General features: G+C 68.6%; 13 protein-coding genes. 11 read left to right on the top strand and 2 right to left on the bottom strand.

The window, feature by feature from the left end; all coding sequences use genetic code 11:
• Window positions 1-13 precede the first annotated feature (13 nt).
• Window positions 14-916 carry a tyrosine-type recombinase/integrase gene (locus ACWGSM_RS01850; protein WP_452321282.1) on the top strand — a complete coding sequence of 301 codons (903 nt, stop codon included), beginning with the start codon at window positions 14-16 and terminating at the stop codon, window positions 914-916.
• 21 nt (window positions 917-937) lie between these two features.
• Here the strand turns inward: ACWGSM_RS01850 and ACWGSM_RS01845 are convergent, their stop codons facing one another.
• On the bottom strand, window positions 938-1,432 hold the full coding sequence (locus ACWGSM_RS01845; protein WP_452321281.1) for a murein hydrolase activator EnvC family protein: 495 nt from the start codon (window positions 1,430-1,432) through the stop codon (window positions 938-940).
• A gap of 297 nt (window positions 1,433-1,729) precedes the next feature.
• Here ACWGSM_RS01845 and rpsB point away from each other — a divergent pair, with 297 nt between their 5' ends.
• From rpsB to ACWGSM_RS01805, 8 genes are all read left to right on the top strand, one after another.
• A complete protein-coding gene (gene rpsB / locus ACWGSM_RS01840; RefSeq protein ID WP_452321280.1) occupies window positions 1,730-2,662 on the top strand; it encodes a 30S ribosomal protein S2 in 933 nt (310 codons plus the stop codon).
• A gap of 42 nt (window positions 2,663-2,704) precedes the next feature.
• Window positions 2,705-3,532 (top strand): translation elongation factor Ts, encoded by an 828-nt coding sequence (tsf, locus tag ACWGSM_RS01835; RefSeq protein ID WP_452321279.1) that lies wholly within the window; start codon window positions 2,705-2,707, stop codon window positions 3,530-3,532.
• Window positions 3,533-3,622: 90 nt separating this feature from the next.
• The gene (gene pyrH / locus ACWGSM_RS01830) at window positions 3,623-4,339 is read left to right on the top strand and encodes a UMP kinase (protein ID WP_452321278.1); all 717 of its coding nucleotides are present in this window, start codon (window positions 3,623-3,625) and stop codon (window positions 4,337-4,339) included.
• A gap of 74 nt (window positions 4,340-4,413) precedes the next feature.
• Complete coding sequence (frr, locus tag ACWGSM_RS01825) at window positions 4,414-4,968, top strand: ribosome recycling factor (RefSeq protein WP_313355693.1); 555 nt, start codon at window positions 4,414-4,416, stop codon at window positions 4,966-4,968.
• 4 nt (window positions 4,969-4,972) lie between these two features.
• Entirely contained in the window at window positions 4,973-6,133 is a 1,161-nt protein-coding gene (locus tag ACWGSM_RS01820; protein ID WP_452321277.1) for a phosphatidate cytidylyltransferase, read from the top strand.
• Window positions 6,133-6,720 (top strand): DivIVA domain-containing protein, encoded by a 588-nt coding sequence (locus ACWGSM_RS01815; protein ID WP_452321276.1) that lies wholly within the window; start codon window positions 6,133-6,135, stop codon window positions 6,718-6,720. The genes ACWGSM_RS01820 and ACWGSM_RS01815 overlap by 1 nt, the downstream gene beginning before the upstream one ends.
• Before the next feature lie 60 nt (window positions 6,721-6,780).
• On the top strand, window positions 6,781-7,446 hold the full coding sequence (locus tag ACWGSM_RS01810) for an aggregation-promoting factor C-terminal-like domain-containing protein (RefSeq protein WP_452321275.1): 666 nt from the start codon (window positions 6,781-6,783) through the stop codon (window positions 7,444-7,446).
• Between the two features lie 9 nt (window positions 7,447-7,455).
• A complete protein-coding gene (locus ACWGSM_RS01805) occupies window positions 7,456-7,743 on the top strand; it encodes a hypothetical protein (protein WP_452321274.1) in 288 nt (95 codons plus the stop codon).
• A 16-nt stretch (window positions 7,744-7,759) separates the two neighbouring features.
• On the opposite strand, the gene ACWGSM_RS01800 is transcribed toward ACWGSM_RS01805, so the two are convergent.
• Window positions 7,760-8,839 carry an AI-2E family transporter gene (locus ACWGSM_RS01800; protein WP_452321273.1) on the bottom strand — a complete coding sequence of 360 codons (1,080 nt, stop codon included), beginning with the start codon at window positions 8,837-8,839 and terminating at the stop codon, window positions 7,760-7,762.
• 182 nt (window positions 8,840-9,021) lie between these two features.
• On the opposite strand from ACWGSM_RS01800, the gene ACWGSM_RS01795 reads away from it, so the two are divergent.
• A complete protein-coding gene (locus ACWGSM_RS01795; RefSeq protein WP_452321272.1) occupies window positions 9,022-10,902 on the top strand; it encodes a glycosyl transferase in 1,881 nt (626 codons plus the stop codon).
• Entirely contained in the window at window positions 10,899-11,843 is a 945-nt protein-coding gene (locus tag ACWGSM_RS01790) for a tetratricopeptide repeat protein (protein WP_452321271.1), read from the top strand. The genes ACWGSM_RS01795 and ACWGSM_RS01790 overlap by 4 nt, the downstream gene beginning before the upstream one ends.
• The last annotated feature ends 43 nt before the right edge of the window (window positions 11,844-11,886 follow it).

Genomic DNA, 11,886 nt, shown 5'->3' with positions numbered 1-11,886 from the left:
GCATGCTGGAGAGGTGAGGTATGCGGACGCGGTGACATCCTTCACGTCGTACCTGGATCGAGTGCGACGGCTGTCGCCCGCCACCGTGCGCGCCTACCGTTCCGACCTCGCCGACCTCGGTGCCGTCGTCGACGACGCCGACCTGCGCGAGATCGACCTCGAGACGCTGCGTGAATGGCTGTGGCGGGCAACGCAGCGCGGCGACGCCCGGTCGACGCTCGCTCGCCGCGCCGCGGCGGCGCGCTCGTTCTTCGGGTGGGCGCACGAGAGCGAGCTCATCGCCGTCGACCCCAGCCTCCGTCTGGTGACGCCGAAACGCGCCAAGACCCTTCCCCTCGTCGCCTCGCAGGACGGCATGCGCGAGCTGCTCGACCGGCATCGCACAGCGGCCGCGGACGGCGACCCGGTCGCGCTGCGCGACCATGCGATCCTCGAGGCGCTGTACGGCAGCGGCATGCGCGTCTCAGAACTGTGCGGCATCGACATCGACGACGTGGACATGCATCGACGCACCGTGCGCGTGCTGGGCAAGGGCGCCAAGGAACGGGTCGTCCCGTACGGTGCACCTGCCGCCGATGCGATCGGCGCGTACCTGACCAGAGGTCGCCCGGCGCTGATGCGCCGCGCCGCGCAGACGACGCCCGCGCTGTTCCTCGGCGCGCGTGGAGCGCGCATCGGCTCCCGCAGCGTCTACGCCCTCGTCTCCCGCGTGCTCGGTCCGCTTGTCGGAGCCGACCATGTCGGCCCGCATGCGCTCAGGCACTCCGCGGCCACCCACCTGCTCGATGGCGGGGCCGATCTTCGCACCGTGCAGGAGATCCTCGGGCACGCGAGCCTCGGTACGACGCAGATCTACACGCACGTGTCGGCCGAGCGGCTGCTCGCCGGCTACCGCCTCGCCCATCCACGCGCGTGACGCACGGGGCAGCCCGCAGGCTCACACGTCGCAGCACGGGAGCAGGATCGCCCGCGGCACCGCGCCGAACAGGGGCAGCGGGTTGACGTAGCGCCCGTCCAGTCGCACGCCCACATGCAGCGCGCCGCGCTCCGCGTGGCCGCCCGCCGCCACCGTCCCGATCAGATCCCCCGCGGCGACCGCATCACCGGGCGACAACGCCGACGCGACCGGCTCCCAGGTGCTCACACGACCGCCGCCGTGATCGATCGTGATGAGCGGACGATCGACCACGGTGCCACGGAACGCGACGACGCCGGCCGCAGGAGCCCCGACATCAGCGCCCGCGACGGCAGCGACATCCATACCGCGATGCCCCGGGCCGTACTCATGCGCGGGGGCGCGGAACGGCTCGACCACCGACCGGATGCCGTCGACCGGCCACTGCCACGTGCCCTCGACCGCGGGGGAATCGCCCGTGCCGCCGAAGAGCGACAGGGACAGCGAGAGGACGAGGGCGATGAAGCGGGTGCGCATCGCCCCACCTTCGCCCATCCGCCGTCGCCGCGAGTCGAGGGATGCCGATCACCGGGGAGAAACCGGCAGATTCACGCACCTGTGCAGGACGTTCACGCAGAGCACGATCCTGTACACTGGGGGAGCACCTCGAAATCGAGGTGACTACGCGTGCCCACAGCGACTCAGGTCGTGGCATCCACTCCCACAGGTCCCGCTTCTCGAGCGGGCGGGTGTGCGCCGGGCACCAGGACTGCCGGTCGATCGACCGGCGAATCAACCTCAACGACGCGACAGCGTCAGAACAAGGAGACGACCATGGCTGTGGTCACCATCCGCCAGCTGCTCGACAGCGGCGTGCACTTCGGACACCAGACCCGCCGGTGGAACCCGAAGGTGAAGCGCTTCATCCTGACCGAGCGCTCGGGCATCCACATCATCGACCTGCAGCAGTCGCTGTCGTACATCGACCAGGCGTACGACTTCGTCAAGGAGACCGTCGCCCGCGGCGGCACCATCCTCTTCGTCGGCACCAAGAAGCAGGCGCAGGAGATCCTCGCCGAGCAGGCCGACCGCGTCGGACAGCCCTACGTCAACCAGCGCTGGCTGGGTGGCCTCCTCACCAACTTCTCCACCATCGCGAAGCGTCTCGCTCGCATGAAGGAGCTCGAGGAGCTCGACTACGAGAACCCCGCAGCGTCGGGCTTCACGAAGAAGGAGCTTCTCCTCAAGAAGCGCGAGCTCGACAAGCTGCACAAGTCGCTCGGCGGCATCCGCAACCTGTCGAAGACCCCGTCGGCTCTGTGGGTCGTCGACGCGAAGCGCGAGCACCTCGCCATCGACGAGGCCAAGAAGCTCGGCATCCCCGTGATCGGCATCCTCGACACGAACGCCGACCCGGATGACTTCCAGTACCCGATCCCCGGCAACGACGACGCGATCCGCTCGGTCTCCCTGCTGACGCGCATCATCGCCGACGCCGCCGCCGAGGGCCTGCAGCAGAAGCACAACCCCGAGTCGGGCGACGCAGAGCCGCTGGCCGAGTGGGAGAAGGAGCTCCTCGAGGGCTCCGACGCTCCGGCCGCTGAGGCCGCTGAGGCTCCGGCCGCTGAAGCCGCTGACGCTCCGGCCGCTGAGGCCGCCGAGGCTCCGGCAGAGGCCGCTGAGGCTCCCGCCGCTGAGGCAGCCGAGGCTCCGGCAGCGGCCGCTGAGGCTTCCGCAGCCGACGCCACCGAGGCAGACGCCAAGTAAGTCACCCCACACGTTCAGATACGAAGCAAGGAGCCACCACACATGGCCAACTTCACCATCGCCGACATCAAGGCGCTGCGCGAGCAGCTCGGCACCGGAATGGTCGACACCAAGAAGGCGCTCGAAGAGGCTGACGGAGACGTCGAGAAGGCGACCGAGATCCTTCGCCTCAAGGGCGCGAAGGGCAACGCGAAGCGTGCCGACCGCTCCACCAGCGAGGGTCTCGTCGTCGCTCGTGAGATCGACGGCGGCGTCACGCTGATCGAGCTCGCCTGCGAGACCGACTTCGTCGCCAAGAACGAGCGCTTCATCTCGCTCGCCGACAAGGTCGCCGACGCTGTCGCAGCCGTCGCCGCCGACTCGGTCGAGGCGGCGCTCGCCGCTCCGGCCGGCGAGCAGACCGTCGAGCAGCTGATCTCCGACGAGGCGGCCATCATCGGCGAGAAGGTCGAGCTGCGTCGCGTGCGCACCGTGACCGGAGACGACGTCTCGGTGTACCTGCACCGCACCAGCAAGGACCTGCCCCCGCAGATCGGTGTCGTCGTCGCGTACAGCGGTTCGGACGCCGAGACCGCTCGCAGCATCGCGCAGCACATCTCGTTCGCGAACCCGTCGTACCTCTCCCGCGAGGACGTCCCGGCCGCCGAGGTCGAGAAGGAGCGCGACATCGTCACCGAGATCTCCCGCAACGAGGGCAAGCCCGAGGCCGCTCTGCCGAAGATCGTCGAGGGTCGCGTGACCGCGTACTTCAAGCAGGTCGCGCTTCTCGAGCAGGACTACGCGAAGGACAACAAGCTGTCCGTGGCCCAGGTCGCGAAGGATGCCGGTATCACCGTCACCGACTTCGCGCGCTTCAAGGTCGGCGCGTAACAGCCTCAAGGGGGTTCGGATCGGAGATCCGGACCCCCTTCTTCATGCCCAGAAGGCACTATCTTGAATCGGGACGAGAGGAACCCATCCATGACCGAAGGCACCGGACGCCGGCGCGTCCTCCTGAAGCTCTCCGGCGAAGCGTTCGGCGGAGGCCAGCTCGGCGTCAATCCCGACATCGTCGGTCAGATCGCCCGTGACATCGCGGCAGCTGTCGACCGTGTCGAGATCGCCATCGTGGTCGGCGGAGGGAACTTCTTCCGGGGCGCCGAACTCAGCCAGCGCGGCATGGACCGCGGCCGTGCCGACTACATGGGAATGCTCGGCACCGTCATGAACGCCCTCGCATTGCAGGACTTCCTCGAGCAGGCCGGCGCCGCCACGCGCGTGCAGTCGGCCATCTCGATGACCCAGGTGGCAGAGCCTTACATCCCGCGACGCGCTGAGCGGCACATGCAGAAGGGGCGCGTCGTCATCTTCGGCGCCGGCGCCGGTCTGCCGTACTTCTCGACTGACACGGTGGCCGCCCAGCGCGCGCTGGAGATCGGCGCGCAGGAGGTGCTGGTGGCGAAGAACGGGGTCGACGCCATCTACACCGCCGATCCGAAGAAGGACGCCAGCGCCGAGCGCATCGAGCAGGTCACCTACCGCGATGCTCTGCAGCGCGGTCTCAAGGTGGTCGACTCCACCGCATTCAGCCTGTGCATGGACAACAACATGGACATGCGCGTGTTCGGCATGGAGCCTGCGGGCAACGTCACCAAGGCGCTGCTCGGCGAGCCGATCGGCACGCTCGTCACCCCCTGATCGACCTGTCGCTCAGGGTTCGGCGGCACAACGCCGGATAGAATCGTTCCAAAACCACGACCTAAGGAGCACCCGTGATCGCGGACGTCCTCGCTGATACCACCGCACGCATGACCCGCGCGGTCGACGCCGCCAAGGAGGACTTCGCCACGGTCCGCACCGGGCGCGCGAACCCGCAGCTGTTCCAGAAGCTGATGGTCGACTACTACGGCTCGCCCACGCCGATCGCCCAGCTCGCCTCGATGGCGAACCCCGAGGCACGCACGCTCATCGTCACCCCGTACGACAAGAGCGCGCTGCGGGCGATCGAGCAGGCCATCCGCGACATGCCGAACCTCGGAGCGAACCCCACGAACGACGGCAACATCGTCCGTGTGACGATGCCGGAGCTGACCGAGGAGCGCCGCAAGGAGTACGTGAAGCTCGTGCGCTCCAAGGGGGAGGACGCCAAGGTGCAGATCCGCGGCATCCGTCGCAAGGCGAAGGATCAGCTCGACGGACTCAAGGCCGAGGTTGGCGAGGACGAGCTCGCCCGCGGAGAGAAGGAGCTCGACGCCCTGACCCGTCAGTACGTCGACGCGATCGATGACGCGCTCAAGCGCAAAGAGGCAGAGCTGCTCGAGGTCTGACGGCATGGCAGGCGAGAGCGATTCCGGCGAGCAGCCGCTGACGCGACGAAAAGCCCGTCAGGGCGATGCTCCCGCTGGCGGCGATGGGTCCGCGCGCCCGGCTGCCGGCGACGGGAGCGGCGGCGCGGATGCGGAACGGACCCTCTCGGATGCGGCGTTCCCGGCCTTCGACGCCGGACGCATCCCGCCTCGTCCGCCGATGCCGGCCGTCGACGGGGCGGAGTCGCATGCGCTGCGCGAGCAGTGGCGCGCCAGGCGCGGCGAGTTCGAGTCCCACGTGACGCAGGCCCGCGAGCAGTTCGATCAGGCGAACGAGCGGATCAAGCAGCGCACGGGACGCGATCTGATCGTCGCCATCCTGATCGGCGTGGCGTTCGGCGCCGTGCTCATCGCGTCCCTGCTGTTCATCAAATGGCTGTTCCTGCCGATCGCGATCGCGGCCGGTCTGCTCGGCACCTACGAGCTGTCCCGGGCACTGCGCACCGGCGGGCGCCGGGTGGACATCGCCCCGCAGCTGATCGCGGGTGCCGCTGTTCTTCTGACCGGACCGTTCGCCGCACTCTGGCTGAGCTGGGTCGTGCTCATCGCCGCGGTCGCCTTCGTGAGCGTGTGGCGGATGATCGCGCAGATGGTCGCCGCCGACGGACGCACATACGGCGCCGTGCTCGCGGATGTCGTGGTCGGGGCATTCGTGCAGGTGTACGTGCCGTTCCTGACCTCGGTGGCGCTCATGCTGCTGAGCCGAGAGAACGGCGAGTGGTGGGTGCTCGGATTCATCGCCGTCGCGGTCGCTGCCGACACCTGCGCGTACGCGGCGGGGCTCGCCTTCGGCAAGCACCCCATGGCCCCGCGGATCAGCCCGAAGAAGACCTGGGAGGGCTTCGGGGGTGCGGTGGTCGGATCGCTCGCCGTGGGTGTGCTCCTCGCGATCTTCCTGCTGCAGCTGCCCTGGTGGTGCGGTCTGATCTTCGGCGCGGCGATCCTCATCTTCGCCACCATCGGCGATCTGGGCGAATCGATGCTCAAGCGCGATCTCGGTATCAAGGACATGAGCTCCTGGCTTCCCGGACACGGCGGTCTGCTCGACCGGCTCGACAGCATCCTTCCCTCCACCGTTCCGGCCCTCGCTCTGTACCACCTCCTCACCCCTCTGATCGGATCCTGATGACTGATTCCGACCTCGAGACACTCGTCTCCGGACATGACGAGGTGCCGCCGGCATTCCCGTTGGCCACGGGGCGCCAGCGCGGATACCACCGTGCAGCGGTCGACAGCTTTCTCGACTCCGCCCGAGCGGCGTTCGAGGCGTCGCGCGACGATTTCGGGGCGGACGACGTGCGCGCCGCATCCTTCCCCCTGGTCAGGGGAGGGTACGTCATCGCTGATGTCGATGCGGCCCTTGCTCGGGTGGAGGATGCTTTCGCGCAGCGCACCCGCGAGCGGGCGATCAGCAGCGTGGGTGTGGATGCCTGGGTGGCTCGCGCGCGGGGGGACGCTCAGCAGGTGCTCGATCACCTCAGCCGGCCCGCGAAGAAGCGGTTCGCACGCACGAGCATCCTGACCTTCGGCTACCGGATGGACGAGGTCGATCACGTCGGCGACCGCATCTCGGCATTCCTGCGGGACGGCGAGCCGCTCGACGTCGAGCAGGTGCGCAGCGCCGCCTTCCGCATGCAGCGCGGTGGCTATCGGGAGGAGCAGGTGGATGCCCTTCTCGACGCCACGGTGGAAGTGCTCCTCTCGGTGCGCTGAGGCGTTCTCGGTGAGTTCTCATGGATGTGATGCTGAGCTGTGCGTAGACTGGTGGCCATCGTGACTCCCGATAACGAATTGATCTCGACCGCGACGCGCCCGACCGTCTCGCGTGCGAAGAGGACCCCGACGCGTCAGCGTGTCAGCGCTGTGCTGGCCGGCCTCGCGGTCGTCGGCATCTCCGCTGCCATGATGGCGCCGAGCGGTGTCGCTGTCGCCGATCCCGAGCCGGCCGATGCGCCCGTGACCGCCTTCTCGCTCGCCTCCGCCGACACGCAGAGCATCACCGTCTCGGTCGAGAGTGCGGACATCGTGTCTGTCAACCGCAGTGCCTTCGAGGTCTACGTGAAGCCGAAGCCCACCCCTCCGCCCGCGCCGGCGCCGGCGGAGAAGACGAAGGCAGCGGCTCCCAAGAGCAGCCCGCCCGCGCAGCCGCGCTACACGGGTGGCGGCTCCAAGGAGGAGTGGATGGCTGCTGCCGGTATCGCGAGCAGCGACTGGCCGTACGTCGACTACATCGTCTCCAAGGAGAGCGGCTGGAGCCCGAACGCGACCAACAAGTCGTCGGGCGCGTGCGGCCTCGTGCAGGCGCTGCCCTGCAGCAAGGTTCCCGGCAACGGCTACGACCCTGTCGACAACCTCCGCTGGGGCAACGGGTACGCCGTCGGGCGCTACGGGAGCTGGGCCGGAGCGTACAACTTCTGGACGCGCAACCACTGGTGGTGACCGGGCGTCATGCCACGCTCCCATCGCCGCAGGCCTGAGCGCGCCGCGTCTGACGACTCCTTCGACCGGCTTCTGGCCGGGTGGAAGCGCACCGAGACGAAGCGCGGCCGGGAATGGATCGTGCAGCCGATCTCGTCGGGTCAGGCGCACAAGGAGTATCGGTGCCCCGGATGCGCGGGCAGTATCTCTCCCGGTACCGCGCATGTCGTGGTCTGGCGTGCGGACGGGGTGATGGGGGAGAATGCCGACCTCGCGTCCCGCCGGCACTGGCACACCCGCTGCTGGCGCATCGACTGAGCGCGCCGATCCTCGCTCAGCGCTCGTTCATGCGCGGGATCAGCACCTGCCGGTAGATGATCAGGATGCTCGCCGCGACCGGGATGGCGATCAGCGCACCGAGGAGCCCGAGCAGCGCACCGCCGGACAGGGCGGCGATGACGACCACCGCTCCCGGAACCGACACTGCACGGCTCATGATGCGCGGCGCGATGAAGTACGCCTCGAGCTGCATGTAGATGAAGTAGTAGATCGCCGCTGCCAGAGCCGTCCCCGGTGAACCGACCCCGGGCAGCAGGCAGGCGAGCACGATGATCGTCGATCCGGTCAGGGTCCCGACCAGGGGGATGAGCGAGAAGAAGAAGGCGACCACGGCGAGCACCGCGGTGAACGGGGCATCGATGATCGACAGGTAGATCATGCTCAGGATGCCGTTGATCACACCGAGGGAGACCTGGCCCATCACGTAGTGGCCGACCGAATCGGTGATCTGGTCTGCGATGTCGATGAAGCGCTCGCGCCTGGACGCCGGCACCAGCTGGTAGACGGCGCGCTTGAGCGAGGGGGTCGAGGCAGTCATGTAGATCGTGAGGATCAGCACGATGAACGCACCGAACGCGCCGGCCAGCACGGCGCCGCCGACCACCCACACGCCCTCGCCGATGGTGGTGCTCCATGCGGTCACGCTCTTGGTCCACTCCTCGGAGGTGATCCAGCTCTCGATGTAGTCGAACACGAGGTTCACCTCGAGGTTGGGGAACGCGTCGGTGAGCCAGCCCTTGATGTCGCTCACGGTCTGCTCGCCGTTGACGAACAGCGGCGTGATGCGCGTCACCAGCTGCGTGATCTGATCGGTGACGACGGGCAGCACGATCAGGATGACAGCGGCGAAGACACCCAGGACGGCGAGGATGGTGAGAAGCACAGCGGCCCAGCGGGGGAGTCCGCGGCTCTCGAGGAAGGTGACGAGCGGGTCGAGTCCCAGACTCAGGAACAGAGCCGTGCCGATGTACAGGATGATCGTCGACAGTGTCTGCGCCCCGGCGAGCAGCAGCAGGCCCAGGCCCACGCCGAGCGTCGCCACCAGCGCGGTGCGAAAGGGACTGTGTATCTTCATGGCTCTCCTGGTCGACCTGCGAAGATCCTAGTTGCTGCTCGGTGCGACGCCCCCGCGACGGGCCGCATGCGCATCCTGCCGGGTCGGGACCTCCGCTTCGTGGGTAATGCCCAGCTGGTTTCGCTAGTCTGAAACGTCGAGCGGACCGGCGGCGGATGCCCGGTCACGTAAGGAGTTGATTCGTGCGTTTCGTATGGGCCGTCGTGGCCTTCGTGCTGGCCACGGTTCTCATCGGAGCCGGGATCGCCCAGCGCACCATATTCATGGGGCCCACAGAGCAGACGATGGCGCTCTCCGTCGACGGATCACAGCCTTATCTGCTCGTCGATGCAGAGGTGCTCAGCGCACACCCTGGACTGCAGACGCTGCTCGTGCGCGGCGAGGGCGAGATCTTCGCCGCCTACGCCCGCACCGACGACGCCGAGGCCTGGCTCTCCGACACGAGCTACACGAAGGTCACCCTCGGGAAGGGCGATCGCCCGGTGAGCGAGACCGTCGAGCCGCAGCAGGCACCGGCCGGAGGCGGCGAGACCTCGGGACGCAACCCGGCAGGCTCCGATCTCTGGCTCGACTCGTTCGCCGAGGAGGATTACCTGGTGACCGGGATGCAGCTGACGCCGGGACACAGCGTGCTCATCGCGCGTGACGGCATCGCACCCGCGCCCGACGACGTCGCCGTCAGCTGGGGCGTCGACAGCCGCACCCCGCTGGCGGGTCCGCTGATGACCGCCGGCGGCATCCTCCTGCTGGCCGGTCTCGTGCTCTACTTCCTGGCCATCCGACACCAGCGTCGCGGACGCGGGCCGCTGCGCAAGGGTCCGGGGCCGCTTCCGGCGACGCAGCCGATCGAGATGCAGGGTGCTCCCGAGCGTGAAGCCATCGAGGGTGACGGAACCGCCGTCGACGACGACCGTCCGGCGAGCGGTCGGACCGAGCCCGCCTCCGGCGCCGACGAGGGCGAGGAACGGGCATCCGGACGCACGCCGCGCACGGCGCTGCGACGCCGCCTCGCACTCGGGCTTCCCGCCCTGACTCTGACCGCCGTGCTCGCGACCGGCTGCACCTCGGACTCCTGGCCGGATCTCGGTGCGGAGACGCCGACGCCGACTCCCACGCCGACGGTGGTGACCCCCGAAGATCAGAAGCCCCCGGTCGTGACGAAGAAGCAGGGTCAGCGCATCGTCTCGGAGATCGCCAAGGTCGTGAAGCAGGCCGACACAGATCTCGACATCGCTCGCGCGGAGACCCGTCTTTCCGGCATCGTGCTCGAGGGCCGGCGCACGGAATACGCTCTGCGCGGGGCCATCGCCGAGCGCACCGAACCGCTGACGGCTCCGCGCGACAGGGTCAAGATCGTGCTCCCGGAGGCGACCGACAGCTGGCCGCGCACCGTGCTCGCCCTGACCGTCTCCGAGAAGGACGAGAAGGCAGCGCCCGTCCTGCTGACGATGACACAGGACGATCCGTGGTCGAACTACCACGTCACCGAGATGGCCGACATGCCGGCCGCGGCTGAGTTCCCCGACGTCGCACCGGCCTGGCTCGGCACGACCCGCATCCCGGCGGAGTCGCCTTTCCTCGCGCTGGCGCCCGATCAGGTGGCGGAAGCCTTCTCCGATTTCGTGGACGACGGTGACAAGAGCGAGTTCGCCGGTCGTTTCGACGCCACCGCCGAGAAGCTCGCCCAGAGTATCCGCGACAGTCGCACCAACGTCCTCACCGGGCTCAAGGAGAAGCAGGCCGACACCACCTCGTCGGTCGCGTTCGACATGAAGGCACCCGACGAGACGCCGCTCTCCCTCGCCACTCTGGGGAGCGGTGCGGTGGTGGCCGTGCGCGTCGACGACGTGGATACGATCACACCGACCACCGCCGATGCCGTGATCCGGATCGGCGACAATCAGGAGGCGAGCGTGCTGACCGGCGTCAAGGAGTCCGCGAAGGGCTTCACGACGACCTACGGCATCCAGCTCTTCTTCTCCGTGCCCGCGCAGGGCTCCAAGGAGCAGATCCGTCTCCTCGCATACCATCAGGACCTCCTCAGCGTGAAGGTGAACCAGTGACCGAGATCTCCGCTGCCGCTCTGCGCGGCGCCGTCGACCTGTCCTCTCTGCGCAACCGTCCGGCCGCGGCTTCCGCACCGGCGGGACCCGCAGTGCCGGCCGCACCCGGCGATGACGCTCCGGATGTCGTCGTCGACGTTACGGACCAGTCGTTCGGGGAGATCCTCGAGCTGTCGCGCTCGGTTCCCGTCGTCGTCGACCTCTGGGCGGAATGGTGCGGGCCGTGCAAGCAGCTCAGCCCGATCATCGAGAAGGTGACGCGCGAGCAGCGCGGACGCGTCGTGCTCGCCAAGGTCGACGTCGACGCCAACCCGCAGGTCGCCCAGGCCTTCCGCGCCCAGTCGATCCCGATGGTCGTCGCGCTGATCGGCGGACAGCCTGTGCCGATGTTCACCGGTGCGGTTCCCGAGGAGCAGGTGCGTGAGGTCTTCGCCCGCCTGCTCGAGGTCGCCGCACAGAACGGCGTGACCGGCTCGGTCCCGTTCGGCGACGAGGCCCCGGCCGCGGATGCAGACGAGCCGGCGCCGCTGCCGCCGCTGCACGCGGAGGCGTTCGAGGCGATCGAAGCCGGCGACTACGCCCGCGCGATCAGCGCGTACGAGAAGGCTCTCGCCGAGAATCCGCGTGACGAGGACGCCAAGGCCGGGCTCGGCCAGGTGCGCCTGCTGCACCGCGTGCAGGGCCTCGATCTGCAGCAGGTTCGCGCGGCCGCGGCTGCCGGGCCGACGGATGTCGACGCGCAGTTCCAGGTCGCCGATCTCGATCTCGCCGGCGGGCATGTGGATGACGCGTTCGGCAGACTGCTGGATCTGTTCACCGCGGTCGACGGCGACAGCCGCACCCGCGTCCGTGAGCGGCTGGTCGAGCTGTTCGAGCTGATCGGTCCCGCCGATCCGCGCGTCACGTCGGCGCGCACGAGGCTCACCTCGCTGCTGTTCTGATTCGGAAGAGCGAGCCGACGACGGCGCCCGGCCCCTCAGGGGC

The sequence above is a fragment of the Microbacterium sp. NPDC055521 genome, from assembly GCF_053619695.1.
This window is presented reverse-complemented; position numbering and strand designations above follow the sequence as displayed.